At 71.1% G+C, this 25,595-nt stretch carries 27 protein-coding genes and 1 pseudogene; 12 read left to right on the top strand and 16 right to left on the bottom strand.

What is annotated here, in order from left to right; translation table 11 throughout:
• The 4 genes and pseudogenes from RJT50_RS07040 to RJT50_RS07025 form a co-directional block, all read right to left on the bottom strand.
• Complete coding sequence (locus RJT50_RS07040) at positions 1–798, bottom strand: MOSC domain-containing protein (protein WP_313695373.1); 798 nt, start codon at positions 796–798, stop codon at positions 1–3.
• 137 nt (positions 799–935) lie between these two features.
• A complete protein-coding gene (gene psmA, locus RJT50_RS07035) occupies positions 936–1,676 on the bottom strand; it encodes an archaeal proteasome endopeptidase complex subunit alpha (protein WP_313695371.1) in 741 nt (246 codons plus the stop codon).
• 101 nt (positions 1,677–1,777) lie between these two features.
• Positions 1,778–1,966 (bottom strand): annotated as a pseudogene (locus tag RJT50_RS07030) (HVO_2922 family protein); the annotation flags it as partial.
• Positions 1,967–2,103: 137 nt separating this feature from the next.
• On the bottom strand, positions 2,104–3,126 hold the full coding sequence (locus tag RJT50_RS07025; RefSeq protein ID WP_313695368.1) for a lamin tail domain-containing protein: 1,023 nt from the start codon (positions 3,124–3,126) through the stop codon (positions 2,104–2,106).
• 213 nt (positions 3,127–3,339) lie between these two features.
• On the opposite strand from RJT50_RS07025, the gene RJT50_RS07020 reads away from it, so the two are divergent.
• Positions 3,340–4,023 carry a helix-turn-helix domain-containing protein gene (locus tag RJT50_RS07020; RefSeq protein WP_313695366.1) on the top strand — a complete coding sequence of 228 codons (684 nt, stop codon included), beginning with the start codon at positions 3,340–3,342 and terminating at the stop codon, positions 4,021–4,023.
• A gap of 14 nt (positions 4,024–4,037) precedes the next feature.
• Here the strand turns inward: RJT50_RS07020 and RJT50_RS07015 are convergent, their stop codons facing one another.
• Both RJT50_RS07015 and thyA read right to left on the bottom strand, forming a co-directional pair.
• Positions 4,038–4,526 (bottom strand): dihydrofolate reductase, encoded by a 489-nt coding sequence (locus RJT50_RS07015; protein ID WP_313695363.1) that lies wholly within the window; start codon positions 4,524–4,526, stop codon positions 4,038–4,040.
• A 3-nt stretch (positions 4,527–4,529) separates the two neighbouring features.
• On the bottom strand, positions 4,530–5,531 hold the full coding sequence (gene thyA, locus RJT50_RS07010) for a thymidylate synthase (protein WP_313695361.1): 1,002 nt from the start codon (positions 5,529–5,531) through the stop codon (positions 4,530–4,532).
• Positions 5,532–5,962: 431 nt separating this feature from the next.
• On the opposite strand from thyA, the gene RJT50_RS07005 reads away from it, so the two are divergent.
• Positions 5,963–6,595, top strand: a complete 633-nt coding sequence (locus RJT50_RS07005; RefSeq protein WP_313695358.1) for an MBL fold metallo-hydrolase — start codon at positions 5,963–5,965, stop codon at positions 6,593–6,595.
• A 29-nt stretch (positions 6,596–6,624) separates the two neighbouring features.
• On the opposite strand, the gene RJT50_RS07000 is transcribed toward RJT50_RS07005, so the two are convergent.
• On the bottom strand, positions 6,625–7,488 hold the full coding sequence (locus tag RJT50_RS07000) for an ATPase (protein ID WP_313695355.1): 864 nt from the start codon (positions 7,486–7,488) through the stop codon (positions 6,625–6,627).
• On the bottom strand, positions 7,485–7,811 hold the full coding sequence (locus RJT50_RS06995) for a DUF5827 family protein (RefSeq protein ID WP_313695352.1): 327 nt from the start codon (positions 7,809–7,811) through the stop codon (positions 7,485–7,487). Before RJT50_RS06995 ends, RJT50_RS07000 begins: the two co-directional genes overlap by 4 nt.
• 140 nt (positions 7,812–7,951) lie before the next feature.
• Between RJT50_RS06995 and RJT50_RS06990 the strand changes: the two genes are divergently transcribed.
• Positions 7,952–8,362 (top strand): DUF7522 family protein, encoded by a 411-nt coding sequence (locus RJT50_RS06990; protein ID WP_313695349.1) that lies wholly within the window; start codon positions 7,952–7,954, stop codon positions 8,360–8,362.
• A gap of 102 nt (positions 8,363–8,464) precedes the next feature.
• Here the strand turns inward: RJT50_RS06990 and sod are convergent, their stop codons facing one another.
• Positions 8,465–9,067 carry a superoxide dismutase gene (gene sod / locus RJT50_RS06985; RefSeq protein WP_313695347.1) on the bottom strand — a complete coding sequence of 201 codons (603 nt, stop codon included), beginning with the start codon at positions 9,065–9,067 and terminating at the stop codon, positions 8,465–8,467.
• A 165-nt stretch (positions 9,068–9,232) separates the two neighbouring features.
• Between sod and RJT50_RS06980 the strand changes: the two genes are divergently transcribed.
• Entirely contained in the window at positions 9,233–10,390 is a 1,158-nt protein-coding gene (locus tag RJT50_RS06980; protein WP_313695345.1) for an MFS transporter, read from the top strand.
• Between the two features lie 30 nt (positions 10,391–10,420).
• Here the strand turns inward: RJT50_RS06980 and RJT50_RS06975 are convergent, their stop codons facing one another.
• The gene (locus tag RJT50_RS06975) at positions 10,421–11,023 is read right to left on the bottom strand and encodes a DJ-1/PfpI family protein (protein WP_313695343.1); all 603 of its coding nucleotides are present in this window, start codon (positions 11,021–11,023) and stop codon (positions 10,421–10,423) included.
• A 66-nt stretch (positions 11,024–11,089) separates the two neighbouring features.
• Positions 11,090–12,508, bottom strand: coding sequence for a cryptochrome/photolyase family protein (locus tag RJT50_RS06970; RefSeq protein ID WP_313695342.1), 1,419 nt, complete (start codon positions 12,506–12,508; stop codon positions 11,090–11,092).
• Positions 12,509–12,730: 222 nt separating this feature from the next.
• Here RJT50_RS06970 and RJT50_RS06965 point away from each other — a divergent pair, with 222 nt between their 5' ends.
• Together RJT50_RS06965 and RJT50_RS06960 are read left to right on the top strand one after the other, a co-directional pair.
• Positions 12,731–13,729 (top strand): TIGR04024 family LLM class F420-dependent oxidoreductase, encoded by a 999-nt coding sequence (locus tag RJT50_RS06965; RefSeq protein WP_313695339.1) that lies wholly within the window; start codon positions 12,731–12,733, stop codon positions 13,727–13,729.
• Positions 13,726–14,835 (top strand): DUF7351 domain-containing protein, encoded by a 1,110-nt coding sequence (locus tag RJT50_RS06960; protein WP_313695337.1) that lies wholly within the window; start codon positions 13,726–13,728, stop codon positions 14,833–14,835. The genes RJT50_RS06965 and RJT50_RS06960 overlap by 4 nt, the downstream gene beginning before the upstream one ends.
• On the opposite strand, the gene RJT50_RS06955 is transcribed toward RJT50_RS06960, so the two are convergent.
• From RJT50_RS06955 to RJT50_RS06945, 3 genes are all read right to left on the bottom strand, one after another.
• On the bottom strand, positions 14,805–15,413 hold the full coding sequence (locus RJT50_RS06955; RefSeq protein ID WP_313695334.1) for an Ntn hydrolase family protein: 609 nt from the start codon (positions 15,411–15,413) through the stop codon (positions 14,805–14,807). The genes RJT50_RS06960 and RJT50_RS06955 overlap by 31 nt on opposite strands.
• A 74-nt stretch (positions 15,414–15,487) precedes the next feature.
• A complete protein-coding gene (locus tag RJT50_RS06950; RefSeq protein ID WP_313695940.1) occupies positions 15,488–16,162 on the bottom strand; it encodes a 6-hydroxymethylpterin diphosphokinase MptE-like protein in 675 nt (224 codons plus the stop codon).
• Between the two features lie 136 nt (positions 16,163–16,298).
• Entirely contained in the window at positions 16,299–17,444 is a 1,146-nt protein-coding gene (locus tag RJT50_RS06945) for a dihydropteroate synthase (protein WP_313695333.1), read from the bottom strand.
• A gap of 496 nt (positions 17,445–17,940) precedes the next feature.
• On the opposite strand from RJT50_RS06945, the gene RJT50_RS06940 reads away from it, so the two are divergent.
• Positions 17,941–18,531 (top strand): DUF8114 family protein, encoded by a 591-nt coding sequence (locus RJT50_RS06940; RefSeq protein WP_313695331.1) that lies wholly within the window; start codon positions 17,941–17,943, stop codon positions 18,529–18,531.
• Complete coding sequence (locus tag RJT50_RS06935; protein WP_313695329.1) at positions 18,528–19,352, top strand: RNA methyltransferase; 825 nt, start codon at positions 18,528–18,530, stop codon at positions 19,350–19,352. The genes RJT50_RS06940 and RJT50_RS06935 overlap by 4 nt, the downstream gene beginning before the upstream one ends.
• A 79-nt stretch (positions 19,353–19,431) precedes the next feature.
• Here RJT50_RS06935 and RJT50_RS06930 read toward each other — a convergent pair whose 3' ends face one another.
• On the bottom strand, positions 19,432–19,875 hold the full coding sequence (locus RJT50_RS06930) for a MaoC family dehydratase (protein ID WP_313695328.1): 444 nt from the start codon (positions 19,873–19,875) through the stop codon (positions 19,432–19,434).
• Positions 19,876–20,104: 229 nt separating this feature from the next.
• Here RJT50_RS06930 and RJT50_RS06925 point away from each other — a divergent pair, with 229 nt between their 5' ends.
• From RJT50_RS06925 to RJT50_RS06915, 3 genes are all read left to right on the top strand, one after another.
• Complete coding sequence (locus tag RJT50_RS06925) at positions 20,105–21,832, top strand: glutamate--tRNA ligase (RefSeq protein ID WP_313695326.1); 1,728 nt, start codon at positions 20,105–20,107, stop codon at positions 21,830–21,832.
• An 89-nt stretch (positions 21,833–21,921) separates the two neighbouring features.
• On the top strand, positions 21,922–23,388 hold the full coding sequence (locus RJT50_RS06920) for a CoA-acylating methylmalonate-semialdehyde dehydrogenase (protein ID WP_313695324.1): 1,467 nt from the start codon (positions 21,922–21,924) through the stop codon (positions 23,386–23,388).
• A gap of 93 nt (positions 23,389–23,481) precedes the next feature.
• Positions 23,482–23,937 carry a DUF5804 family protein gene (locus RJT50_RS06915; protein WP_313695322.1) on the top strand — a complete coding sequence of 152 codons (456 nt, stop codon included), beginning with the start codon at positions 23,482–23,484 and terminating at the stop codon, positions 23,935–23,937.
• A 41-nt stretch (positions 23,938–23,978) separates the two neighbouring features.
• Here the strand turns inward: RJT50_RS06915 and RJT50_RS06910 are convergent, their stop codons facing one another.
• On the bottom strand, positions 23,979–24,944 hold the full coding sequence (locus tag RJT50_RS06910; protein ID WP_313695320.1) for a PLP-dependent cysteine synthase family protein: 966 nt from the start codon (positions 24,942–24,944) through the stop codon (positions 23,979–23,981).
• 199 nt (positions 24,945–25,143) lie between these two features.
• On the opposite strand from RJT50_RS06910, the gene RJT50_RS06905 reads away from it, so the two are divergent.
• Positions 25,144–25,524 carry a thioredoxin family protein gene (locus tag RJT50_RS06905; RefSeq protein WP_313695319.1) on the top strand — a complete coding sequence of 127 codons (381 nt, stop codon included), beginning with the start codon at positions 25,144–25,146 and terminating at the stop codon, positions 25,522–25,524.
• Positions 25,525–25,595 lie beyond the last annotated feature (71 nt).

The raw sequence follows: 25,595 nt of genomic DNA, 5'->3' as shown, positions 1-25,595 counted from the left end.
TTACGCCTCGATGGCGACCGTCCCCTGCACCGCCACCTCGTCGCCGACGCGGAGAGGTTCACCCCGGGCGGACTCCGGGACCGTCGTGTTCACCATCACCCGGAACGGGTGGTCGAACCGGTCGCCGTCGCTCCACTCCGGGAGCGTCTCGCGCCGTCGCTCGACGAACCGCTTCCTGAACCCGGGACGCTCCTCGCCGGTGTCGGGGTCCCGCGACGGGACGACGCATCGCTGACAGGGGTTGACGCCCTCCAGTCGCGTCCCGCCGACGGTGAAGGCCACGTGTTCGCCCCGCGAGCCGAACAGCCGGTCCTCGACGAACGGGTCGTCGGCCCCGAGTTCGACGTTCGCCCTGAGCCGACGCCGCATGCCGTCCGCGTCGATGCCGTCGAACCAGGACGCGACCGCCCGAAGCGTGGCGGTCGAGATCACGGTCGGCCCCGCCGCCTCGGTGTCGTCCGGGTAGCCGCCCGGCCGCTCCGCGACGAGCGAGACGTCGTAGCCGAGGAACTCGCCGAGCCAGCGTTCGATCCCCTCGCGGTCCCCGTCCAGGTGGAACGCGCCGTCGTCCGTTCCGGGCGCGGCGAGCGAGACCGTGCGAGCGTCGAGGTCGTAGGCGGCCGAGACGCGGTGGATGGCCCGCTCCCGTTTCCCGTTGACGTACTCGCCGTCGACGATGGCGAACTCCCGGTCGCCGGCGAGACCACCGGCGTCGCCGAGTCGTGTGGCGTCCACGTCGACCCCGTCGAGCGACTTGATCGGGAACACGCGGAGTCGGTCGAGCGTCGCGAGGGACATGCGTCCGGAAACGACCGCGGGTCGCTAAAGTCGTCCGATTCCGGCGATGGTCCCGCGGGCGTCGTCGCCCGTGGACGTCGCTCCCGGCGGAATCTGACTCCGAAAACGAGTTCGGGAACCGTGCGGCGAGCGCGGCGCTACTCTTCCTCGTCGTCGGCGGATTCGACGTCGATCCCGCCGACCAGGTCCTCGATGTCGTCGGTCGAGAGCGCCCGATAGCCGTCCGCCGCGGTGATGGTGGCGATGCTCAGGTCGCCGGCTTCGAGTTCGTCATCGGCCGTGAGCAGCGCGCGGAGCGCGAGGTCGATGCCGCCATCGAGCGAGAGCTGGTCGGTCCAGCCCTCCTCGAGCACCTCCTGGATCTCGCTGCGCGAGCCGCCGATGGCGGTCGCCTTCCACTCGTGGGGCGTCCCCGACGGGTCCGCGCCGAACAGGCGTGCGCGCCCGTTCTCGACGCCGCCGACGAGCAGCGCCGCGCCGTACGGGCGCGTGCCGCCCCGCTGGGTGTTCTCCTGGATGTGGTCGGTGACGTGCTTGGTCAGCGTCTCGACGCCCACCGATTCGCCGTAGCGGAGGCGGTTGCCCTGTGCCATCCGCCGAGCGTAGTCGATGAGCTGACGGGCGTCGGCGACGTGGCCCGCGCTCGCGGTGCCGACGTGGTCGTCGAGCTTGTGGAGCTTCTCGATGGACTCGGACTCCATCAGCGTCGAGGAGGCCCGCGCCTGGGCCGCGAGGACGACGCCGTCGGCCGTCCGAACGCCCACGGATGGTGCGCCCCGCGAGACCGCCTCGCGTGCGTACTCCACCTGATAGATCCGGCCGTCGGGCGAGAACAGGGACGTCCCGCGGTCGTACGCCTGCTGGTCGTTGCCCTTCATCGTTCGCCTCCGGCGCTGCCGGCCCTCACGGAATCTCTCATCGCCACCGGCTATGTGGCGCTGTCGGAAAAACCCTCCCTAAAAGGAATTGTAGCGACGGCTCAGCCTTCGACCGTGACGACGTCGGCCCCGGTCGCGTTCTCCCTGACGCTTTCGAGCCCCTCCGTCGCCTTCTGCTTGCTCGCGTACCCCTCACCCGAGTCCGCGATGATCCGACCGTTGTCGTGAACGAGTCGCCAGCGCCACTGGCCGGCGCTGTCCTCGTACAGCTCGAAGGTCGCCTTGCTGGACATACGTGGGTCGGTCCCAGTCCAGCGAGAAATAGGCTGTGGCCGGTGGTATCACACGTCACGTGAACGCTCGCCCGACCGCTCACGCCGACCGTTCACGCTGGACCGTTCACGTTGAACGGCCAACGTTGGACCGCTCACCCCGACCGTTCCGCGACCACCGCCCCGCTGGCGTCACGGAGCGTGACCGTCTCGCCGTCGTTGTTCAGGATCGGGCTCGTCCGTCCCCAGTACAGGTGGCCGTCGCCGTCGGTCCCCTCGCCGACGTGGACGGTGACCGACTCGCCCGCCGCGAGCGTCGTCGATCCCGGGAACGTGTAGGTCCGGCCCGCGGCCTCGGCGAGGGTCCAGCCGGCGAGTTCGACCGGGTCCTCACCCCGGTTCGTCACGACGACGTACTCGTCGGTCAGGTTCTCGCCGTCCGGCCCCTCGGCGTCGGCGTGGAGTTTCGAGATGACGACCCCGGTTTCCGACGTGGGCGTCCCGGTCGCGGGCGCCGGCGCGGTGACGGTCGACGTGCGCGTTCCGGCCTCGCCGTCGCGGCACGTCCAGAGCCCGCGCCCGGCGTCCATCGCGTCGGCTTCCGTGGCGTAGTAGGCGTCCCGCTTCTCGAAGGAGGAGTCGTAGACGCGGCCGAGTCCGCGGTGGACGAGCAGGCGGTTGAACTCGTGGCCGTCGTGGTGGACGTAGACGAGCAGGCGGTCGTAGTAGCCGCGTCTCGGCTCGTTCGCGTCGAAGCTGACGGTCACCTCCTCGCCCGCGAGCCGACGGTCGGCGAACGCGCTCGCGCGGTCCCCGTACTCGCCGAGACAGGACCGGCCGGCCGCCGTGTCGGGGACCCCCTCGAACTCGCCGGGCGTGTTCTCGCCGTACACCTCCGGGGTGTCGACCCCGAGCAGGCGCGCCGTGTCGCGCGTCCCGTTCCCGTATCGGATCCGGACCGTGTCGCCGTCGACGACTTCGACGACCGTCACCGTCGTGCCGTCGGGAGGCGGGGTGGTCGACCCCGGCGTCACCGGCGGGAGCGACGAGGGCGACGGGTCGGCGTCGGCGGTTCCAGCGCCCGGCTGGTCCGGCAGCCCCTCGGGTGCCGGGACCGACGCGCACCCGGCCAGGACCAGCAGGAGACAGCAGGCGAGCGAGCCGAGCGGACGCTCCATACCGCGACCGGCGGCGGCCGGGGGGAAATCGGTTTCGCACGACGGTCCACGCGCGCGCTCTCGACCCGGCAGCGAACCCACGGGGAATCACAGTCTCGACACTCGAGTTTCGACACCCCAGTCTCGACCCCGGCCGGAAACCCCGTTCTCGGTACAGGAGGCGCCAGCGCGGCGGTGCCGTGGAACTATGGAACACGGCGTCAGACGTCTCCCATGAGCATCATCGCGGATTTCTCGGTGCCGGCCGAGCAGTTCGCGCTCGGCCGGACACTGAACGCCGCGCCGGACGCGACCGCCGAGTTCGAACGGGTCGTCACCCGCAGCCGGGAGTGGGTCACGCCGTGTCTCTGGGTGAGCGGCGGGGACGTCGACGCGTTCCGGGCGGAGGTCGACGACGACCCGACGGTCCGGTCCGCGACGGTGAGCGACGAGTTCGAGTCGGTCGTCCTCTACCGGGTCAGGTGGGCGGAGGCGGTCGAACGACTCGTCACTGAGGTCTTCGAGCGGTCGGGGACGCTGGTCGCGGTCGCCGGGAACCGGAACGGGTGGAGGATCAAACTGCGGGTTCACGACCGGTCGGAGCTGTCGGCGCTCAAGTCGCGGTTCGACGACGGCGACCTGACGTTCTCGCTGGAGCGGCTCTACAGTCCGACCGATCCGCGCCACCCCGAGTTCACGCTGACCGGTGTGCAACGGGAGACGCTCGTTGCCGCCCTGGAGCGGGGCTACTTCGACATCCCGCGGCGGGCGACCGCGTCCGAACTCGCCGCCGACCTCGGCGTCTCGACGAACGCCGTCTCGGAGCGACTCCGCCGGGGCGTCTCGAACCTCCTCAGGAACACGCTCACCGCCCGGGAGTCGCTGGACCGGCACGCGGAGCGGCGACGCCGCGACTGATCGGCCCCGGGCGTCTATCCCTCAACCCGTTCGTACCGGACGAACGCGACCCCGTCACCCCGGTCGCGGCGTCGCTCCCGCCACCGCGTCTCGTCCCACGCCGGGAACGTCGTGTCGCCCTCGTGGGCCTCGTCGAGTTCGGTGAGCACCATCCGGTCCGCGCGGTCGAGGAACGCCTCGTACACCGCGCCGCCGCCGGCGACGTACGCCACGTCCGCGCCGGTCGCTTCGGCGGCCTCGACGGCCTCGTCGGGCGATTCGGCCACCAAGACGTCGTCGGGGAGATCGGGGTTCGAGCGCGAGAGCACGACGTTCGTGCGACCCGGGAGCGGGCCGCCCAGATCACGCGCGATCGACTCGTAGGTACGCCTGCCCATGATGACCGGCGAGCCAATCGTCGTCTCCTTGAAGTGGCGGAGGTCTTCGGGATGGTGCCACGGGATGTCGCCGTCGGCGCCGATGACGCCGTTGTCGGCGACCGCGGCGATGATGACCAGCTCCATCGCTCACTCGGCGACCGCGAACCGGATCCCGTCGGCCGGGTCGTACTCGCGGAGCCGGACGTCCTCGGCCGTCAACTCGTCGAGGGGCACGTCGGCGATCTCGATCCGTGGGCGCTCGCGGGGCTCTCGCGAGAGCTGGCGGAGCAGACCCGGCACGTGGTCCTGATCCCGCTCGCCCTCGGCCTCCGGCGGCGCCCGCCGCTCCACCCAGTCGGCGACGTCGCGGTACTCCCGCCGGTCGCTCACGTCGGCCAGTCGGTCCGCGAGTTCGTCGCCGCGGTCGCCGTACCACGCCCCCCTGTCGCCGCTCCCGCAGTAGACGTGGGCGTCGGTGACTGTGTGGGCGAACGTGCCGGGCTCGAAGCCGGTGCGCTGGGCGACGGCGATCAGGAGCATCGAATAGGCCGCGACGTTGAACGGCACGCCGAGCGCGATGTCGCCCGAGCGCTGGGTCAACTGGAGGTTGAGGCGGTCGCCCTGCACGTTGAAGACGAACGTGTAGTGACACGGCGGGAGCGTCGAGACGGTCGCGTTCGCGGGGTGCCAGGCGTCGACGACGATGCGGCGGGAGTTGGGGTTCTCGCGCAGCGTGTCGAGGACGTACCGGATCTGGTCGAACGTCCGCTCGTCCTCGTTCACCCAGCGGTGGCCCTCGTCGGCCCAGGTCTCGCCCGGCAGGCCCTCCTCCGGGATGGGGTAGCGACGCCAGAAGCGCCCGTAGGCGGTGTCGAGGTGGCCCTCCTCGTCGGCCCAGGCGTCCCAGATGCCCGTCTCCTCGCGGAGTTCGCGGATGTGTTCCTCGCCCGAGAGGTACCAGCAGAACTCGTGGATCAGCGAGTTCCAGCGGAACCCCGAGAGGTCCTTCGTCGTCAGCAGCGGGAACCCCGCGGACAGGTCCACCTCGTACTGCTCGGCGAACGAGGAGACCGTGTCGACGCCCGTGCGGTTGGGCTTGTGCGTCCCGGTCCGGAGGACGCGCTCGACGAGGTCGAGGTACTGTTGCATGTGCGAGGAGGGGACCCCGCCCGGCTAAATTGTTCCGGAGCGGGCGACCCCCACGAGCATGACCGAGTGGGGCGACGGCACCCGACCCCCCGCACCGAATCGGCCGAGTGCGGTGGCGCGCGTGACGGCGACGCGCGCGAGGGACGAGTACCGTGGTTCGAGACGCCTTGGCGTCTCGTCATCACGAAAGGCGCGAAGCGCATTTCGAACGACAGCGAGCCTGCGAACGAGGAGCGCAGGAGGCTGTTCACGCGAGCGGAGCGAGGGTGAGTTCCGAGGAGCGTGCTCCGAGGTAAGGGAGGGTGAGGTGCGGGGCGGTCACAGCGGGTGGGACTTTCGAAGCGGTCGAAGCGACCACCGAACCAACGATCGAGCGGACACGCCGGAATCGATGGGAAACGGCAAGTCCCACCCCCGCCAACTCCCAGCACATGATCGAGAACCTCGCTGCCGGCGTGCAGGCGTTCACCAGCAACGCGTTCCTCGTCGCCGGCGAACCCGGCGCCGACTCCCCGCCGCGAAACGACGCCAACGACGCCAACGACGCGGGCCGGCGCGTCCTCGTCGACGCCGGCTCGAACTTCGACGTCGTCGCCCGCATCGGCGAGCACGTCGAGGACCTCGACGCCGTCGTCTTGACCCACACGCACCCCGACCACGTCGGGAACCTCGCGGCCGTCCGCGACGCGTTCGACGTGGAGACGTGGGGGTTCGACGCGTCGCTCGACCAGGTCGACAACGAACTCCCCGACGGCGGCACCGTGACGATGGGAACCGCCGAGTACGAGGTGCTCCACACGCCCGGGCACAAGGACGACCACCTCTGCCTGTACGCGCCCGAGGCCGGGGTGCTGTTCGCGGGCGACCTGATCTTTCAGAACGGCGGCTTCGGTCGGACCGACCTCGCCGAGGGCGACCGCGACGCGCTGATCCGTAGCATCGACCGGGTGCGAGAGCGCCTCGACGGGGACCTCCGCGAGATGCACGTCGGTCACGGGCCGAGCGTGCTCGACGCGCCGGGCGAACACGTCGAACTCGCCGTGCGGTCGGCGAGGATGGGTTGACGCGAGGCGACGTTTCGGTCGAAGTCTGCTCAGTCCCTCGCGTGCGAGAGGAGCGACTCGTACGCCTCGCCGTTCGCCTCCGCGATCCGGGCGGGATCGGCGCGTTCCTCGCCCGTGAGCGCCGGGAGCGAGTGGGTGGAGACCGGTTCGACCAGCCCGGCGACGCGCTCGACGCGCTCCTCCAGTTGGCCCTCGGCGTCGCTCCCGGCGGCCGTCCGGCGTGCGGCCTCCCAGCGCGGGCCGTCGAACACTCGCGCCCGGCCGGGGTCGACGACCGCGACCGCGTCGTACCCGACGTCGGCGTCGGGGAGCGGGTCGGCGATGTCGGCGTACGACTCCACGAGCGCCGCGTCCGTTCCGTCGATGCGGTCGGCGACCCGTTCGAGCGCCGAGAGGTGCAGCTCGCGCATCGTCTCGTTGAACGCCGCGACCGACTCGACCGCCCGCGCGTCGGCCACCGGCAGCTTCTGGCGGACGCTTGCCGGGAGGTCCGATCGGTCCACGTTCGCGTTCCGGACCCACGCCGTGCCGTCGGGCGTCGTGACGCGGTCCAGCAGGAACGTGCGGTTCGGGTCGCCGAGCATGCCGGTCCGGCCGGGCGTCGGTCGCCAGAGTCGGTGGACCGGATTGTGCTCCTCGGGGACGCCGCCGGCGACGGCGGTGAGTCGGCGGACGTCCTTGCCGTAGAGGCGACCGTCGGCCGTCGCCGCCCGAACGTCGTCGTGGTCGAACCAGACGTCGTTGCCGGCGCGGGGTTTGAACGCGGCGACGTCGTCGCCGGCGGCCGGAGGTGCGGTGGCCTCGGCGTCGCCGACGAGGCGGGCTGCGAGCCCGACCACGAACGTCGTCTTGCCCGCGTCGACGCGGTCGCCCCCTGCGACGAGCAGCCTCATTCCCCGCGGGCGGGGGGCCCGTCGGCGTCCTCGTCCGACTCGCGGTCGAGGTCGCCGGGCTCTTTCAGGCCGTAGTAGCCCGGTTCGTCGTCGGTGCGCGGTTCCGCGACGACCAGCTCCGCCGCGTTGCGCATGATCCACGGGATGGTCCAGTCGAGGAGGATCTCCTCGGTCCCTTCGTCGATGGTCGCGTCCGGGTCGAGTCCCTGGAGCAGCCGGGCGATCTCGTAGACGGTGTACATCCGCTCGGGGTCGAGGAGCTCCTCCGGCGTGTAGAAGTCACACGGGTGCAGCGCCGGGAACTCGGTTTTCGGGATGGGCACGTCCGGCAGTTCGCGTTCCCGCCCGTAAATACCGACGGATGCGGTCTACTCGGTCGAATCGGTCCCGTCGCCCGGGTCGCTGGCGGGGCCGACTGCGACCCGGAACGGTTTTCAACCGACATTGTTTGGCGTTCCGTAGCATGGACGAGCCGAAGGATGAACTCCGGGGGAGACTCCGGGAGTTCGGCGGCGAGGCGCTCCGTGACGCCTGGCTGTTCGACCAGGAGACCCACGAACCGCTGTACGTGCGGGACGACGTGGAGCGGCGCGTGGCCGACGTCGACGTCGCGGAGTATCTGGACAACGAACGCTACGGCTACATCACCCGCCGGACGTTCGAGGAACTCCACTACACTGGCTACAATTACACCGTCCGCGCGTTCGACGCCTTCACCCAGTTCCGGACGTTCGAGCGGGTCGGCGACGGCCACGTGGGCGTGCTCGCCAGCTTCGACCCGGACGGAAACTACGACTTCGACGGGCTCGCAGCCCGCATCGCGGACCTGACGGGGGCGGTGGATCGGTTCGACCTCGCCGGTCCCGGCGAGTAACTCGTCGTCGCTGTCCCGGACGCTGCGGGCTCGGGACCGACCGTGACTCGTTCGACCCCACTGCGGAAAGAAAAGTCGGAGCTCGACGCGCGTTCGAGGACGTTACTCGAACAGTTGGGTGGCCTGGTCGTAGCGGGCTGCGGGTTCCTCCCAGTCGACGACTTCGAAGAACGCGTCGACGAAGTCGCCGCGGGCGGGGCCGTAGTCGTAGTAGTAGGAGTGTTCCCACACGTCGAGCGCGAGGATGGGGTGACCGCCCCAGATCGCGCCCTGATCGTGCTTGTCCACCACGACGTTGCGCAGTTGGTTCGAGAACGTGTCGTAGACGAGCAGCGCCCAGCCCGAGGCGTTGCCCGCGGCGGCCTCGAACTCGCCCTTCCACGCCTCGTAGGAACCGAAGTCCTCGGCGATCCGGTCGGCGAGCGCACCCGACGGCTCGTCGCCGCCCTCCGGGCTCATGTTCTGCCAGAACAGGTCGTGCAGGATGTGCCCCGACGAGTTGTGCGTCACGTTCCGGATCGCTCCCGGCGACGACCCGAACTCTCCGGATTTACGGTTCTCTGCAAGGGTTTCTTCCGCCGCGTTCCAGCCGTTGACGTACCCCTGATGGTGCGTGTCGTGGTGCCACGTCAGCACCTGCTCGCTGATGTGCGGTTCCAGCGCGTCGTACTCGTACGGTAACGGATCGAGTTCGTACTCACTCATGGAATCACCTCGCCGTCTAGATGATTCGGATAGCTGTTAAACTTTGAGAAAGGGATTGCTAGCACGCCACGCGCGGGCCCCACGGACGCCGTCGCTCCTGTCCAGCCACCGGCGAGGCCCGCCGTCACCGAAGGGGGAAGGTACCTGCCGGCCGTCCACCCTGCCGTGAAGGGGTGGCGCGGCGTCGGACTCGTCGGCGGCTGGCAGGTGACGGCGAGCCTCTGCTTTTATGCCGTGTTCGCCTCGACGGGGTTCATCAGCGAGGGGTTCGGCCTCTCGGGGTTCCTGACGGGCGTCGCAGTGACTGCCGTGATGCTCGGCTACACCGTCGCGCTCTGGGGCGCGGGTGCGGCCGTCGACGCCTACGGCGAATACCCGGCGATGCTGGTCGGCCTGACGCTGCTCGGCGTCGGTTCGGTCGCCGTCGCCCTCGCGCCGACGTTCCCGCTGCTGCTGGCCGCGCTCGTCTTCGTCGGCCTGGCGTACGCCACGGCGATGCCGGCGACGAACAGGGCGGTGCTCGTCGTCGCCCCCGAGGGCCGGCGGAACGTCGCGATGAACGTCAAGCAGGTCGGCGTCACCGCCGGTTCGGGCCTGTCGGCGCTACTCGTCACCGCCGCCGGGACGAACGGCGACTGGCGGACGGGCTTTCTCGTCGCCGCTGCCGTCGCGGGGGTCGTCGCGCTCGCGTTCGCACGCGGCTACGAGGGCCGACCCGGGAGCGGCACCCTCTCGGTCCCGGACGTGCGGAGCCTGCTCGGCGGCCCGGGTTACCGTGGGCTGTTGCTCGCCGGCTTCTTCCTCGGCGCGGCGGTGTTCACCACGACCGGCTACGTCGTCGTGTACATGCGCGACTCGACCGTCGCAGCCACGGCCGCCTTCGCCGGCGCCACGTTCGCCGGCCTGCAGGTGACCGGGAGCCTGGGCCGCCTCGGCGGCGGCGCGGTGGCGGACCGCCTCCCCGGCGACGCCGGGGCGAGCGCGCTCGTCCTGGTCTGTCAGTCCGCACTGACGGCGGTCGGGTTCCTCGCGGTCACGCTCGCCGGCACGCCCGTCCCGGCGGCCGTCGCCTTCCTCGCGCTGGGACTCGTCGTCCTCGGCTTCCCCGGCGTCTACTACGCCTGCCTCACCGCGCTCGTGCCGGACGAGGAGGTGGGCGCGGCGACCGCCGGCGGCCAGACGGCGCTCAACCTCGGCGGCCTGCTGGCCCCGCCCGCGTTCGGCTACCTCGCGGACACCGCGGGCTACGCGGTCGGGTGGTACGGGCTCGCCGTGGTCGCGGTGCTGGCCGCCGTCTCGGTGATCCCGGTCGCCCGTTCGTAGCGACCTCCGCCGACCGGGCGCTCCACCCCGCTACGGCGAGAACGTCTCGTGTCTGCGCTCGTACTCGAGGACCGTCGCCACCGCGTCGGCGACCTCGGCGCTCGCCTCGCGCTCGACGAGGTGGAGCGCGAGGTCGATGCCCGAGGTGACGCCGCCGGCGGTGAGCACGTCGCCGTCGTCGACGACGCGCTCCTCGCGTACCTCCGCGTCCGTCTCCCGGAGGTCGGCCAGCGCGCTCCCGTGGGTCACCGCCGGCCTGCCGGCGAGGACCCCCGCCTTCGAGAGCAGCATCCCGCCCGTACAGACGGAGGCGACCGTCGCCCCGGCCCCGTGATGGGCGGCGACGGCGTCCGGGATTGCGCCGCGCTCGTACTCGGCCCACGCGCCGGCGTCGCTCCGGTCGTTCCACCCGCCGCCGGGGACGACGAGCAGGTCGACCTCACCGGGGTCCCCCAGCGCGGCCTCTGCCTCCACGCGCATCCCGTGGCTCGCGGTCACCGTCCCCGGACCCTCCATGGAGACGAGTCGCGTGTCGAAGTCGGCACCCTCGGCCGCGGCGGTGCGGAACACCTCGAACGGGCCGACAGCGTCCAGTTCGTCGAACCCCTCGAACAGCAGCACGTCGACGTCCATACCCCCGACTCGGACGGAGGGGAGAAAGTCGTGTCGCGGCGGGCAAGCGGCGACGACGACGTCGGTTCAGTCCGACTCCTTGCCGTCCCCGCGGGCGCGCTCGAACATCTCGATGGCCGCCTCCCGCGCCTCCGAGTGGTCGACGATGAGGTGCGGGTGGTCGGCGGTCCGCTCGCGCTGCTCGCCGGTGAGGTCGGTCCAGCCGTGGATCTCCTCGGCCGGCACGCCCTCGAACGCGGGCACGTACCGTCTGATGTACTCGGCGTCGGGGTCGTAGCGTTCGCCCTGCGTGACGGGGTTGAACACGCGGAAGTACGGCTGGGCGTCCGTGCCGGTCGAGTCGGCCCACTGCCAGCCGCCGGTGTCGTTGGCGGTGTCGTGGTCCGCAAGCAGGTCGCGGAAGTGGGCGTACCCCTCCCGCCAGTCGATGCGGAGGTCCTTCGTGAGAAAGGAGGCGACGATCATCCTGAGCCGGTTGTGCATGTACGCTTCCTCCCGGAGCTGGCGCATGCCGGCGTCGACGATGGGGTAGCCGGTCCGTCCCTCCTTCCAGGCCCGAAGGTCCTCGTCGTCCTCCCGCCACCCGATGGGCTGCTCGTAGGACCTGAAGTTCGCGGAGACGACGTTCGGGTTCGCCCAGAGGACCTGCTCGTAAAACTCCCGCCAGGCGAGCTGTGATCGGAACTCCTCGACGGACTCGACCGCGGCGTCGTCGCCGGATTCGGCCGCCTCCTCGGCGGCGTCCGCCGTCGCCTCGGACACCTCGCGCACGCCGATCGTTCCCCACTTGAGGTCCGTCGAGAGCCGTGAGGTCCCCTCCCGCGCCGGGTAGTCGCGCGACTCCGCGTACTCGAAGATCGGCCCGTCGCAAAACGACGCCAGCCGCTCGCGGGCCGTGGCCGTCCCGGCCGTCCGCACGTCCGCATCGGGCTCCGAGAACCCGAGGTCGTCGATCGCCGGGAGCGGGTCGCCCGACACGTCCGCGAGCGCGTCCGCGCCGGGCGCGGGAACGGCCGCGTCCTTCCCGCGGTCGCGCCACTTCCGCCAGAAGTAGGTGTACACCGAGTACGGCTCCCCCTCGTTCGTCGTGATCTCGCCCGGTTCGTGGTGGACCGCGTCGTGGAACGTCTCGCGGCCGAGGCCAGCCTCGTCGAGCGCGCGCCCCACGGCCGAGTCGCGCTCGCGGGCGAGCCCGGAATAGTCCACGTTCCAGTACACCGAGTCGGCCTCGTGGGTCGCCGCCAGTCCCGGAAGCGCCTCTGCCGGATCGCCACGGACCGCGAGGAGGTCCGAGCCGCGCTCCCGGTAGCGCTCGCGCACCTCGGCGAGCGCGTCGAGCATGAAGCGCACGCGGGCGTCGCTCGCGTGCGCGAGCACGTCGTCGTCGAAGACGAAGACCGGGACGACGGTGTCGCCGGACGCCGCCTCGGCGAGCCCGATGTTGTCGGCGAGCCGGAGGTCGCGCCGGTGCCAGAACAGTCGCATCGTCGGGGCACACGAACGCACGGCCCCTAACGCTTCTGTCACGCCGGCCGCGCGACGGTCCGATCACGAACATCGACACGCCGTCCGCGTTCTCTCCCTTCGGTCCCCGCTCCCATGCCGGTCGGTCCCCGCTCCTGATGCCGCTCGACCCACCCTCCCGATTCCGGTCGCCACGGTCCCGGAGGGGGAGGTTTCTTACGCGACGCCCGACTTCTCGGGGGTATGACCGAACTGGACGTCTCGCTGCCGGTCGCGGCCCAGCCCTCGCTCGAGGACGTCGTCTCGCTCGCGGAGGCGGCCGAGGACCACGGCTACGACCGCGTCTGGCTCCCGGAAACGTGGGGTCGGGACGGCGTCACGACGCTCGCGCTCGCGGCGGAGCGAACCGACGACGTCGGGCTCGGAGCCTCCATCCTCAACGTCTACTCCCGCTCGCCGACGCTCGTCGGCCAGACCGCCGCAACCCTCCAGGAGGCCAGCGACGGACGGTTCCGCGTGGGTCTGGGTCCCTCCGGGCCGGCGGTGATTCGGAACTGGCACGGCGTGGAGTTCGACCGGCCCCTGAAGCGGACCCGCGAGTACGTCGAGATCCTCAGGCGCGTCGTCTCGGGCGAGGAGGTGCGCTACGACGGCGACGTGTTCCGGCTCGGCGGGTTCCGACTCCGCCAGGGGCCGCCCGAGATCCCCCCGCCCGTGGACGCGGCCGGGATGGGGCCAAAGTCCGTTGAGCTGGCGGGGCGCTTTGCCGACGGCTGGCACGCGCTCATGCTCACGCCCGAGGGGCTCCAGGACCGGCTCGACGACTTCCGACGCGGCGCGGACCTCGGCGACCGCGACCCCGAGGACGCGCGGGTGACGATGTCGCTCACCTGCTACGTCGACGAGGACGGCGACCGCGCTCGCGAGCAAGTTCGCCAGCACCTCTGCTTCTACATCGGCGGCATGGGAACGTTCTACCGCGACGCGCTCGCCCGGCAGGGGTACGAGGACACCGCCCACGCCGTGTACGATAACTGGAACGACGGCGACCGGCGCGCCGCGATGGGCGCGCTCGGCGACGATCTGCTCGGGGACCTCGCGGTCGCGGGGACCCCCGACGAGGCGCGCGAGCGGCTGGCCGAGTTCGCCGGGATCGACGGCGTCGACGCGCTCACGGTCGGCTTCCCGCGCGAGGCCGACCGGGAGGGGATCCGGACCACGATGGAGGTGCTGGCGCCGTGACGGACGCGGAGTCGACCGAACGCGCGGACGCCGGACCGGGCGACGGAGGGGAACTGGCCCCGGACGCGAACGCGGACGACGCCTTTGCGGCGCTGGGCAACGACACCCGCCTGCGCGTGCTTCGGACGCTCGCGGACGCCGACGAGCCGCCGACGTTCACGGAGCTGTTCGAGGCGAGCGACGAGGAGACGAGCGCCGGCTTCGCGTACCACCTCCGGCAGCTCGTGGACCGGTTCGTCCGGAAGGACGAGGAGACGGAGCGCTACCGGCTCACGTACGCCGGCCGGCAGGCGGCCCGGGCGCTCGCGGCCGGCACCTACACCGAGCAGGTCACCCGCGACCCGGAGCCGATCGAGGGCGACTGCCCGGTCTGTGGTGAACCGAGCCTGGAAGCCCGCGTCGCGGACAACTTCGTCGCCGTCGCCTGCACCGGGTGCGGGACGGAACTCCTCTCGCTGCCGTTCCCGCCGAGCGGCTCCCGCGACCGCGACGCGGCGGAGACGGCGGCTGCGTTCGACGCGCACCATCGGCACAGGTTCGGCCTGCTCGCGGAGGGCGTCTGCCCGGACTGTGCGGGCCGCGCCGGGGCCGAGATCACGTTCGTCGAGACGCCGGCGCTTCCCGGGGACGAGCGGCGACCGGTGCTCGCCGGCCGGTGTTCGGACTGTGACTTCCGGGTGCGCGCCCCGGTGTCGCTCGCGGTCACGAGCCACCCCGAAGCCGTCGCGTTCTTCCGGGAACACGGCGGGTCGATCCGCGACCGGCCGATCTGGAACCTGGGCTCCGAGTGGAGCGAAACGGTGCTGTCCGAGGATCCACCGGCCGTGAGGGTGCGGATCCGGCTCGGCGGGGAAACGCTCGGGCTGCTCGTCGGGGATGGACCGACCGTCGTCGACGTGGAGCGGGTGACCGTCGACGAGGGGTCGACTGACGAAGAGGAATCGATCGATAAGGAGGGGCCGATCGAGGAGGAAGGATCGACTGACGGGGAGGTGTCGATCGACGACGACGGGGCGGCCGACGCCGACCGGACTCGCGCTGAGCCGGGGCCGACCTCGACCGACGACGCCGAGGACTACGACGCGACGGCCGCGGGGTCGTCGTAGCGGTCGAGTTCGACCGACTTCTCGTCGACGGTTGCGACGGCGAGTCCGTTACCGGACGCGAGGTCGCGCTCGGAGGCGGCCGCCACGGCTCGCCCGGCGAGTGCGCGCGCCGCCTCGACCGAGACGTCCTCCCGGTACTCGTTCTCCAGCACGCCGTAGGCCGTGGGGCCGCCCGACCCGTCCGCGGCGTACGGTTGTTCGAGCACCCCGCCGGCGGCGTCGAACGTGTAGAGGTGGGGGCCGTCGGCGTCGACGCCGCCGAGGACGTGCTGGACCCGAACTGGGTTCTCCCGCATCGTGCTCGCGGTCACTGACGCGAGCGCCGGGACCGACATCGCCGCGTTCCGACGCGTCTCGTACAGCCTGACCTCGCTTTCGAGCGTCCGGACCAGCCCCTGTGCGTCGCCGACCGCGCCGGTGAACGCCAGCGCCGCGCGGTCGCCGATGGGGAACACCTTGTCCGCCCGTTTGCTCGCCACCATGCCGCCGGCGCTCGCACGCCGGTCAGACGCGAGAACGACCCGGCCGTCGGCGACGAGGCCGACGATGGTCGTCCCGAACTCGGTCTCCTGAACCATACCGTCCGTTCCGGCCTCGTCCGGATAAGTGTCCGCTAAAATATGTTTTAGGCAGGCGAGTGCGGGTCGGTCCCTCAGAGGGCGTCGATGGCCTCCCGCCGTCCGTCGAGGACGGCGAACCGTTCGCCTCGGCGGCGTTCGAGCAGGTACAGCAGACGCTCGGCCCACCGCAGCTTCCGGGCCTTCCCCGGCGTGAGGGAACCGTCCTCGAAGTCCCAGCCGGGAAACCGGAGGGCATCGGCACCGAGCGCGTCCGCGAGGAACGCCGCCCGGTCGCCGTCGGTGAACCCGCCGAAGTTGCGAACCGGGCCGGCAGGGGCCGCCTGGGTCGTCGCCAGCACGTGCGCGGAGTCGTACCGCGGGAGCCACTCGTCCACCAGGTCGCCGTTGTCGCCGTGAGCGTGCGCGACGACTGGCTCCCCGCGTTCGGTGCGTTCGAGCCCGGTTTCGGGGTTCTTGTCCAGGTCCGTGACCATGGCGTCGACCGCGACGCCGGCGTCGACGAGCCTGTCGGTCGCGGTGGAGGCGGCGAAGACGCGGTCGGCCCCGCGGGCGAGGTCGAGGTCCGACTCCAGCGACGGGCCGGCACCGGCGACCGCGACCGTCAGTCCCGTACAGTCCAGGCGGTCGAGGTCGAACGGCTCCGCGAGCGCGGCCAGCCGGTCACGGATCGACTCGTCGCCGGCCCGGTCGTAGCCGAAGTCGGCCAGAATCCGCTCGTAGATCGGCTCCCACTCGGCGAACTCCATGGTCGTCACTACCGGGTGGATGCACCGCTCGGCAGTCAAAGATACGGTTTGGGCCGGAAGCGCACCCAAGTACCCCTACCCGTAGCGCCCTTCCGGCTTCCAGCCGGTCGTACCGGGGCTGATGGTATAAGTTTTCTCACTCGGCCGAGGTGACGAGCGGGCCGAGAGCGGCGTCGAGAGCGGTGGAGACGCCCGATATCGCCGATCCAGCCCGTTCGAGGTCCGCGGGAGTGCCGATCAACAGCGCCGCCGTTCCCTCCGCGCCGATCACGGCGACTGCACCCGATTCTGCCGCGCCGGCCCGGAACGCGCCCGCCTCCTCGGCCGAGAGGCCGTCGAACTCGAACACCCGCGTCACGGCGTCCGCCGCGCGTTCGGCGTCGCCGCCGAGGCGGTCGAGGTGCCGTCGCGCCTCGTCAGGCGTGGTCACGTCGAGTTCCTCCACCGAGACGTCGCCGTCCCGGCGGACCCGGTCCCCCGCGAACGCCTCGCCGATGAGAGCGGCGTCGCGCGTCTCGGCCACGTCGTGCGTTCGGATCACGTGTGCGCCGCGCTCGACGGCCATCGACGTCGCGGCCAGCGAGACGGGCAGCGCGTCCTCGGTGTCGCGGCCGGCGACCTCGCGGAGGAAGTTCTTGCGGTTGATGGAGACGAGCAGCGGTCGGCCGTAGCCGCGGAACTCCCGGAGCCTGCGGAACGTCTCGCGGTCGTCCGCGGTCGTCTTCGCCTCCGACCAGCCGCCGAACGCCGGGTCGAGGATGGTCTTCTCGGTGAAGCCGTTGAGCGAGAGCGCCTCGTAGATGTCGTCCACGTCCTCCACCGCGCCGGGGCGTTCGAGGTCGGGGGGCGAGGCCATCTTCGCCACGGCGGCGTCGTACTCCTCGCAGGTCGCGGGCATTTCCGGGTCGGCGAAGCCGCAGATGTCGTTCACCATGTCGAACCCGCGCGAGAGCGCGGCGTCGGCGACCTCGTGGTAGCGCGTCTCGATGGAGAACACGGCGTCGCCCGAGACGGACTCGACGGTCTCGACCGCAGTGTCGAGCCGGTCGAGTTCCTGTTCCGCCGAGAGCACCTCGAAGCGCTTGTTCGCCGATTCGAGGCCGACGTCGACGACGTCCGCGCCCTCGTCGATCAGCTCCTCGTCCACGTAGGCGGCCGCCTCGCCCGGGTCGTCGAACACGCTCGGGGAGTAGGGCGACTCCGCGGAGACGTTGAGCACGCCCATGATCCGGGGCGGGTGTTCGTCGCCGATTCCGAGGCCCGCGGCGTCGACGGTTCGCATTGGTGGGCGGTCGGCCGGCGCGCGCTTCGGTGTTGCGGTCGCGGAACGGCGCTTCGGGGTCGTTGGCTATTCGCTCCGGGATGGGAATCAGCCGACTGGCGCGCGTGACGGCGAGCCCCGGAGGGGCGAGACGACGCGCGCGAGGGACGAGCACCTGAGCGAGCCTGCGAGCGAGGAGCGCAGGAGGCTGTTCACGCGAGCGGAGCGAGGGTGAGTTCCGAGGAGCGTGCTCCGAGGTAAGGGAGGGCGAGGCTGCGGTGCTGGGTGGTCGGGTGGGAATGAAAGGGGCCGGCTGGCTACGCGAACCCCGGCGCCGCAAGCACTGCAACGCGAACGAAGTGAGCGTGAAGCGCGCAGCGCGTGCCGCGGGAGCGTAGCCAGCCGGGGGCTTTCGAGGCGGTCGTCACCACCTGCTCGACCACGAGTTTCTGGCCCCAAGCAGGATATCATCGAGCGAACGCGTCGTTTATCCCACCTGCCCCGCTACCCCGAACCAATGGGAAAGGTGAGCATCGGCCTGCGCGGCTGGCGCTTCGACGAGGCGGACGTCTTCACCGAGGCGGGGACGTGGCGACCCCTGGAGGAGATGCCGAAGGGGCCGCGACACCGGCTGCTCCGGCTCCAGGTCGTCATGGGCAAACCGTGTGACGCGTGCTACCTGATCCACGGCGAGGAGGAGAAGCGACGCTGCCGCGAGGCGACGGTCGTGTACGGCGAACCCCTGGAGGAGATCCTGCTGTGTGATCGGCACGAACCCGACTTCAGCTACTGGTTCCAGGAGGAGGGCGGCACGCGGCTCGCCGGCGAGCCCGAACTGCGGGACGAGTTCCACGAGTGGTTCGCGGACGGCGGGCGCGCGCCGGACGGCTACGGCGGCGTCGATCACGTCGAGACGGACCCCGACGACCTGCCGAACCTCCCGGACCCGGAGGAGATCTACGAGCGCGAGCAGGAACTGCTGGAAGACGAGCGGTCGGACTTCGACGGCGACGGCGAGCGCGACGGTGCCGAGTCTGCCGGGACCGACGGCGACGACGGACTCGACGGCATCGACGACCTCGACCTGAATCGCGAGTACCCCCAATGAGCCGCGGCGGGTCCGACGGCGACGACGAACTGGACGCCGAGGAGGGCGCCGGAGGCGGCCGGGAAACCGGGGACGACAGCGAGTACGTCGTCGTCCTCGTCGAGCCCGAGACGCCGGGGAACGTCGGCACCGTCGCGCGGGCGATGAAGAACTTCGGGCTCTCGGACCTGAAGCTGGTGAACCCGCCCGAACTGACCGAGGGTGGCGAGGCGTATGGGTTCGCCGGGCACGCGCGCGAGGACGTGCTCCCGAACGCCGAGACCGTCACCTTCGACTCGGTGGTCGAGCGCTACCACACCGTCGGCTGCACCGCGATCACCGGCGAGGACGCCCGACGACACGTCCGGTTCCCGTTCTCGACCCCCGCGGATGTGAGCGAGTCGCTGGCGACCGTCGAGGCCGACACGGCGCTCGTGTTCGGCCGCGAGGGCCGCGGGCTGAACAACGACGAACTCGCGCGCATCGACGAGATCTGTTCGATCCCGGCGAGCGCCGAGTACCCGGTGCTCAACCTGGGCCAGGCCGCGACGGTGACGCTGTACGAGCTACGAACCCTGTTCGTCGAGGAGACGCAGTTGCCGGACGTGGAGCGCGAGCGGGCCGCCGAACCCGACGTCGAACGGCTCTACGAGCAGTTCTCGTCGTTCCTCGATTCGGTCGAACACCGCGACCACAAGCGGGAGCGCACCGAGCGGCTGATCCGGCGGCTGGTCGGCCGGGCGCACCCGACCGACAAGGAGGTGAGCACGCTCACCGGCGTGTTCCGGAAGGCGGCACGGGACCTCGAGGCGGCCGACCTCGACCGGGAGTCGGATCGGTGAGACGACTCGGCAACGGACGATTCTCGGATCGGTGAGACGATCCCGCTCCGGCCAGCGCCACGGGGAATGAACCGACCGATCAGCCGTCGCGGGTGAGATACATCACGTTGCCGATCATCGAGAACACGCGCTCGTCGTCGCCGTCGTACGTCTCCACCCGCACGCGAACCAGCCCGCGCTCCGGGGACTCGGGGACGGTCTCGACGATCTCCGTCTCGATGCGGAGCGTGTCGCCGGGACGAACCGGTCGCCACCAGCGGAGTTCGTCGGTGCCCTTCGCGCCGACGGAGGCGGCATCCCTGAACTCCGCCTCGACGAGCATGCGCATCGTCATCGCGGCGGTGTGCCAGCCGGACGCGATGAGCCCGCCGTAGGGCGATTCTCGCTCGATCCGCTCCTCGTCGACGTGGAACCACTGCGGGTCGTACTGTTCGGCGAACCTGATGATCTCCTCGCGGGTCACCTCGTAGCTGCCGTACTCGGACCGGTCACCCTCGCTCACGTCCTCGAAGAACACGGTCATTGGCGGGCGAACGCGCGGCACGCGCAAAACGTTACCCGTCGAGGCGGTCGAGGACCCGGACCGACGGTTCGGACGCCGCGTAGGCGGGTCTTACCGGCCGGGTGACGGCTGAAACCGCGTGAAACGTCGACATCCATATCCCCCGGACGCCCGTCACGCCGGTTGCCCCTACCCGGGTGTGCCCGACGTTTCACGCCCCTTTTTGGTGCGGCCGGCGAAGCCGACTCCAATGGACGACGACATGCGAGAGCGCGTGCGCGCGGCCGCCGAGACGGCCGCGCTGTACAACGCGCTGAAACACGGCTCCGACCCCGAGGTCGGCGCGATCATGGGCCCGCTGATGGGTGAGAACCCCGAGTTCCGGCAGCACGGCGACGAGATCCCCGGCGTCGTCGCGCCCGTGGCGAACGAGGTCGCGGGCATGGACGAGTCGGCCCGACGCGACCGCCTGGCCGAACTCGCGCCCGACCTGCTGGCGGAACTCGACGCCGACGAGGAGACCGACGAGCGGGCCCTTCCGGACCTCCCGAACGCGGACGAGTACGACGAGATCCGGATGCGCGCCGCGCCGAACCCCAACGGCCCGTGGCACATCGGCCACGCGCGGATGCCCTCGGTCATCGGCACGTACGCCGAGCGCTACGACGGCCACTTCATCGTCCGCTTCGACGACACGAACCCGGACACTGGCGTCGGCCGCCCGCTCCTGTGGGCCTACGACGCCATCCTCGAGGACGTCGACTACCTCGGGTTCGAGCCCGACGAGGTGCTGCGGGCCTCCGACCGCGTCGAGACGTACTACGAGCACGCCCGGGAGCTCATCGACCTGGGCGGCGCGTACACCTGCTCGTGTCCCGCCGAGGAGTTCCGTAGCCTGAAGGCCGACGGCGAGGCCTGTCCCCACCGCGACAAGGACGCCGAGACGGTCCGCGAGGAGTTCGACGCGATGGTCGCGGGCGAGTACGGCGACGGCGAGCTGGTCCTCCGCGTCAAGACCGACATCGAACACAAGAACCCGGCGCTGCGGGACTTCGTCGCCTTCCGCGTCGTCGAGACGCCCCACCCGCGGCCCGAGGCGGAGTCGTACCGCGCGTGGCCGATGCTCGACTTCCAGTCGGGCATCGACGACCACCTGACGGGCGTCACCCACATCGTCCGCGGCATCGACCTGCAGGACTCCGCGAAGCGCCAGGGGTTCGTCTACGACTACTTCGGCTGGGAGTACCCCGAGGTGCTCCACTGGGGCCACGTCCAGGTCGACGAGTACGACGTGAAGCTGTCGACCTCGACGATCAAGGAGCGCATCGAGACCGGCGAACTCGACGGCTGGGACGACCCGCGCGTCCCGACGATCAAGTCGATCCGCCGCCGCGGCATCCGCGGCCAGGCGCTCGTCGACGCGATGGTCGAACTCGGCATGTCGACCAGCGACGTCGATCTGGCGATGTCGGCGGTGTACGCGAACAACCGCAACGCCATCGACGAGGACACCGACCGCCGGTTCCTCGTGCGCGACGGCGAGCGAATCGCCGTGACCGGCGCGGACAGGCCCGCCGCCGGCACCCCGCCGCTCCACCCGAACCACGAGGACCGCGGCCGGCGCGACATCCCCGTCGACGACGCCGTGCTCGTCGAACCCGACGACCTGCCGGCCGAGGGCGAGCGCGTCTGGCTGAAGGGGTACGGCTGTCTCCGGCGCGAGGGCGACGCGCTCGACTGGGTCGGCACCGACATCGAGATGGTCCGCGAGGAGGGCGTCCCGGTCGTCCACTGGGTGCCCGCGGGCGACAACGTCCCGGTCAGGCTCCGGACCGTCGAGGGCGACGTCCACGGCCGCGCCGAACCCGGCTACGCCTCGTACGAACCGGACGATGTGGTCCAGTTCGAGCGCGTCGGCTTCGCGCGCTACGACCGCGTCGACCCCGACGAGACGGTCGCCTACTACGCACACCCCTGAGTCCACGAGACCGACCCGAAGGTCGTTCCCGAACGGAAGCGCTGGCCGGTGACCACAGTTCTTTGCACCGGGAGACGTCACCGAGTGACATGGACGGACCACCCACGGCCGAGACGGTGCGAAACTACGCGGGCGGAACGTGGCGGCGACCCGCCGGCGACGAGGGGCGGGACGTGGTGAACCCCGCGACCGGCGAGTCGGTCGGCCGCGTCGACTTCTCCTCGGCGGGGGACGTCGACGACGCGGTCGCCGCGGCGAACGAGGCGTTCGAGGACTGGAGCGAGACGGCCGTCGAGGCGCGGATCCAGCCGCTGTTCCGGCTGAAACGGCTCCTCGAGGGGAACCAGGAGTCGCTCGCCGAGACGCTCGTGACCGAACACGGCAAGACGACCGACGAGGCGCTCGGCGAGATTCGTCGCGGCATCGAGAACGTCGAGGTCGCCTGTGGCGCGCCCAGCCTCATGCAGGCGGGTCACCTCCCGCACGCCGCGCCGGACATCGACGAGACGGCCGTCCGGAAGCCGCTCGGGACGTTCCTCGCGGTGACGCCGTTCAACTTCCCCGCGATGATCCCGCTGTGGTTCCTGCCGTACGCCGTCGCCACGGGGAACACGTTCGTGCTGAAGCCCAGCGAACGCGACCCGTTCACGGCCGTCCGCATCGCCGAACTCGTCGAGGAGGCAGGGTTCCCGGACGGCGTCGTCAACGTCGTCCACGGCGGGCCGGACACGGTGAACCGGCTCATCACCCACGACGGGATCGAGGGCGTCTCCTTCGTCGGCTCCACGCCGATCGCCCGACACGTGTACGAGACGGCGGCCGGGGCGGGCAAGCGCGTGCAGGCGCAGGGGGGCGCGAAGAACCACATCGTCGTCTCCGCGGAGGCCGACCTCGAGCACGCGGTCGAACAGACCGTCAGCTCCGCGTTCGCGAACGCCGGCCAGCGCTGTCTGGCGAACCCTGTCGCGGTCGTCGAGGACGCGGTGTACGAGCCGTTCGCCGAGGCGCTCGTGGACGCGACCGGCGACCTGACCGTCGGCCCGGGGCTGGACGCCGACACGGAGATGGGGCCGCTCGTCTCGGCGGCCCACCGCGAGTCCGTCCTGGAGTACGTCGAGACCGGCGTGGCGGAGGGCGGGCGGCTGCTGCTCGACGGGCGCGAGCGCGACGTCCCCGGCGAGGGGTCGTATCTCGGCCCGACGATCTTCGGCGACGTCGACCCCGACGACGCGCTCGCCCGCGAGGAGATCTTCGGCCCGGTGCTCGCGCTCGTCCGCGCGTCCGACTTCGGGGAGGCGCTCGACGTCGTGAACGGCTCGCGGTTCGGCAACGCCGCCTCGCTCTTCACCCGCGACGGCGGCGAGGCGAGGCGGTTCCGCCACGAGGTCGACGCCGGGAACCTCGGGGTCAACGTCGGTACCGCGGCGCCGATGGCGTTCTTCCACTTCGGCGGGGCGAAGGAGTCCTTCTTCGGCGACCTCCACGCGCAGGGGGAGGACGCGATCCGCTTTTACACCGACGAGACGGTGTACATCGAGCGCTGGCCCGACGCCTGAGAGGCTGGCACCTCCACCCGTGGTCGGTTCAGCGACCCGACGAATCGGGCCGAGGAGCGTAACCGCTTTGCCGGACCGCGGCGAGGCGAAACCATGCCAACGGTGTGTCTCGTCGGGGAGCCGGGCTCGGAGCTCCGGTACGAGCTCCTCTCGCGGGAGACGGCTCGGGACGCGCTCTCCACCTACGACCGCACGTCCCCGTTCGAGAACAGCATCGCCGTCGAGACCGTGAGCCTCGGCGCGGCCGTCTCGCTGCTGAACGACCTGAACTGGTATCTGGTCCGGTTCGTCGACGAGGCGTTCGTCAAGGACCCCTCCGTCTCCGAGGACGAGTGGCTCTCGCGCGAACTCGCGACCGAGGTCCGGAACGACGACGTCAGGCCCGAGGAGACCGACCGGCTGCTGAAGGTGTACGGCGTCGAGGACGGCGAACTGCTGGAGCCGATGTATCTCGCCCGGAGCGACGACGCGCCGCTGCCCGAGTACGACCTGCACGACGTCGAGGAGACGGTCAGGGTGCGCGTCACCGAAGCGGAGTTCGAGGGCTGACCGCCGGGGCCGCGTCGGGCGCTCCCCCCGCCGAGTCGCCGTCAGTCGAACAGCCCGGTCGACATGTACCGCTCGCCCGAGTCCGGGAACACCGTGAGGACCAGCGGGTCCGCGCCCGACTCGCCGGCGTCGGGTCGCGGCTCCCAGCCCGCCGCAGTCACGTCGCCGTAGCCGGGGTCCTCGCCGGCCGCGAACGCGCGGGCGACGTCCCGCGCCCGCAGGTTCGACGCGCCGCCGGACTGGCCGACGAGAACGCCCTCCTCGCGCGCGATCCGTCGGCACTCGGCTTCGGCCTCCCCGATGCCGACGGTGAACACGCCGTCGAGCAGGTCGACGTCCAGGTTCGGGCTGAGAAAGCCCGGGCCCATCCCCTGGAACTCGTCAGCCTCGACCGGCCCGCCCGAGAGGACGGCGCTCCGTTCCGGTTCGACCGCGACGACGTCCATCGCCGGGAACGCCTCGCGGAGCCGTCTGCCGATCCCGGTGACGGTGCCGCCGGTGCCGACGCCGGCGACCAGCGCGTCCGGGGTTCGTCCCTCGAGCTGGTCCAGGAGCTCCTCGGCGGTCGTCTCGTAGTGCGAGCGCGGGTTCGCCTCGTTCTCGAACTGGCGGAGCTGTACCATCCCGTCGGCCTCCAGTTCGTCCGCGTGCTCCTTCGCGTCCTCGATGCTCCCCTCGACGAGTTCGATGTCCGCGCCGTACGCCTTCATCACCCGGCGGCGCTCCTCGCTCTTCGAGGCCGGCATCACCAGCGTCACGTCGTAGCCCGTCGCCGCGCCGACGAGCGCGAGGCCGACGCCCGTGTTCCCGGAGGTGGGTTCGACGATGGCGTCCCCCGGCTCCAGCAGGCCGTCCGCCTCGGCGGCCTCGACCATGTACCGCGCCGGACGGTCCTTCGCCGACCCGCCCGGGTTGTGTGACTCCAGCTTCGCCGCGACTGTCGTCCCGGGCGGCGAGTCGACCCGGACGAGCGGCGAGCCGATCGTCTCCAGCACGGAGTCGTCCATGGACGTGGCTACGGGACGTGCCCCTTAATCACTCGCCGACACCGGCAAACGCTCGACGGGACGACGCCACCTAGCCGTCCGGCCGCCGACTCGACCCCGCACCCGACAGGCCCGCGGGACGGTCGCCACGCTCGCCACGGTCCTGTGCAGCCGCTGCCGCGGGCGTCGGGGTTATGCCGGCCGGTTCCCTACGCCGGGTATGAGCAGCCGACTCGACACGATGCGGCCGGATCCGGTGGGGTCCCGAGCGGCCCCGCCGGAAGCCATCGACGTGCTCGCGGACGACTCGCTGACGTTCAGGGTCTGGGGCGGCGACTGGTGTGGTGACTGCACGAGCCAGTTGCCCGCGTTCGCGGCCGCGCTCGGTGCGGCTGGCGTGCCGGACGAGCGGATCGAACAGTACCCGGTCGAGAAGGTCGACGGCGAGAAGCGGGGGCCCGGAATGGACGAGTACGGCGTCGAGTTCATCCCGACCGTCGTCGTGGAGCGGGACGGGACGGAAGTCGCCAGGTTCGTCGAGAGCGCCGACGCGTCCATCGCGGCGTTCCTCGCGGCGGAGCTGGCGGAAGACGACGCGTAGGTCCGATTTTTCGCGGAAGCCCGGTGCTGTGGTTCCGGGGCGTCAGCCGGGACCGGAGACGAGGTGCGTCC

Origin of the sequence: Halobaculum sp. XH14 (assembly GCF_032116555.1) — an archaeon.
Lineage (GTDB): Archaea > Halobacteriota > Halobacteria > Halobacteriales > Haloferacaceae > Halorarum > Halorarum halobium.
Note: the sequence above shows the minus strand (reverse complement) of the source record. Positions and strands in the feature narration are given on the sequence as shown.

Coding starts and splice junctions, on each gene's coding strand:
- RJT50_RS06920 (WP_313695324.1), top strand. CDS start 21,922: ATGGACGGACCACCCACGGCCGAGACGGTGCGAAACTACGCGGGCGGA.
- RJT50_RS06915 (WP_313695322.1), top strand. CDS start 23,482: ATGCCAACGGTGTGTCTCGTCGGGGAGCCGGGCTCGGAGCTCCGGTAC.
- RJT50_RS06930 (WP_313695328.1), bottom strand. CDS start 19,875: ATGACCGTGTTCTTCGAGGACGTGAGCGAGGGTGACCGGTCCGAGTAC.
- RJT50_RS06910 (WP_313695320.1), bottom strand. CDS start 24,944: ATGGACGACTCCGTGCTGGAGACGATCGGCTCGCCGCTCGTCCGGGTC.
- RJT50_RS06975 (WP_313695343.1), bottom strand. CDS start 11,023: ATGGACGTCGACGTGCTGCTGTTCGAGGGGTTCGACGAACTGGACGCT.
- thyA (WP_313695361.1), bottom strand. CDS start 5,531: ATGCAACAGTACCTCGACCTCGTCGAGCGCGTCCTCCGGACCGGGACG.
- RJT50_RS07015 (WP_313695363.1), bottom strand. CDS start 4,526: ATGGAGCTGGTCATCATCGCCGCGGTCGCCGACAACGGCGTCATCGGC.
- RJT50_RS07025 (WP_313695368.1), bottom strand. CDS start 3,126: ATGGAGCGTCCGCTCGGCTCGCTCGCCTGCTGTCTCCTGCTGGTCCTG.
- RJT50_RS06925 (WP_313695326.1), top strand. CDS start 20,105: ATGGACGACGACATGCGAGAGCGCGTGCGCGCGGCCGCCGAGACGGCC.
- RJT50_RS06990 (WP_313695349.1), top strand. CDS start 7,952: ATGGACGAGCCGAAGGATGAACTCCGGGGGAGACTCCGGGAGTTCGGC.
- RJT50_RS06965 (WP_313695339.1), top strand. CDS start 12,731: ATGACCGAACTGGACGTCTCGCTGCCGGTCGCGGCCCAGCCCTCGCTC.
- RJT50_RS07040 (WP_313695373.1), bottom strand. CDS start 798: ATGTCCCTCGCGACGCTCGACCGACTCCGCGTGTTCCCGATCAAGTCG.
- RJT50_RS07020 (WP_313695366.1), top strand. CDS start 3,340: ATGAGCATCATCGCGGATTTCTCGGTGCCGGCCGAGCAGTTCGCGCTC.
- RJT50_RS06935 (WP_313695329.1), top strand. CDS start 18,528: ATGAGCCGCGGCGGGTCCGACGGCGACGACGAACTGGACGCCGAGGAG.
- RJT50_RS06955 (WP_313695334.1), bottom strand. CDS start 15,413: ATGGTTCAGGAGACCGAGTTCGGGACGACCATCGTCGGCCTCGTCGCC.
- psmA (WP_313695371.1), bottom strand. CDS start 1,676: ATGAAGGGCAACGACCAGCAGGCGTACGACCGCGGGACGTCCCTGTTC.
- RJT50_RS06970 (WP_313695342.1), bottom strand. CDS start 12,508: ATGCGACTGTTCTGGCACCGGCGCGACCTCCGGCTCGCCGACAACATC.
- RJT50_RS06905 (WP_313695319.1), top strand. CDS start 25,144: ATGAGCAGCCGACTCGACACGATGCGGCCGGATCCGGTGGGGTCCCGA.
- RJT50_RS06945 (WP_313695333.1), bottom strand. CDS start 17,444: ATGCGAACCGTCGACGCCGCGGGCCTCGGAATCGGCGACGAACACCCG.
- RJT50_RS07000 (WP_313695355.1), bottom strand. CDS start 7,488: ATGAGGCTGCTCGTCGCAGGGGGCGACCGCGTCGACGCGGGCAAGACG.
- RJT50_RS06950 (WP_313695940.1), bottom strand. CDS start 16,162: ATGGAGTTCGCCGAGTGGGAGCCGATCTACGAGCGGATTCTGGCCGAC.
- RJT50_RS06940 (WP_313695331.1), top strand. CDS start 17,941: ATGGGAAAGGTGAGCATCGGCCTGCGCGGCTGGCGCTTCGACGAGGCG.
- sod (WP_313695347.1), bottom strand. CDS start 9,067: ATGAGTGAGTACGAACTCGATCCGTTACCGTACGAGTACGACGCGCTG.
- RJT50_RS07005 (WP_313695358.1), top strand. CDS start 5,963: ATGATCGAGAACCTCGCTGCCGGCGTGCAGGCGTTCACCAGCAACGCG.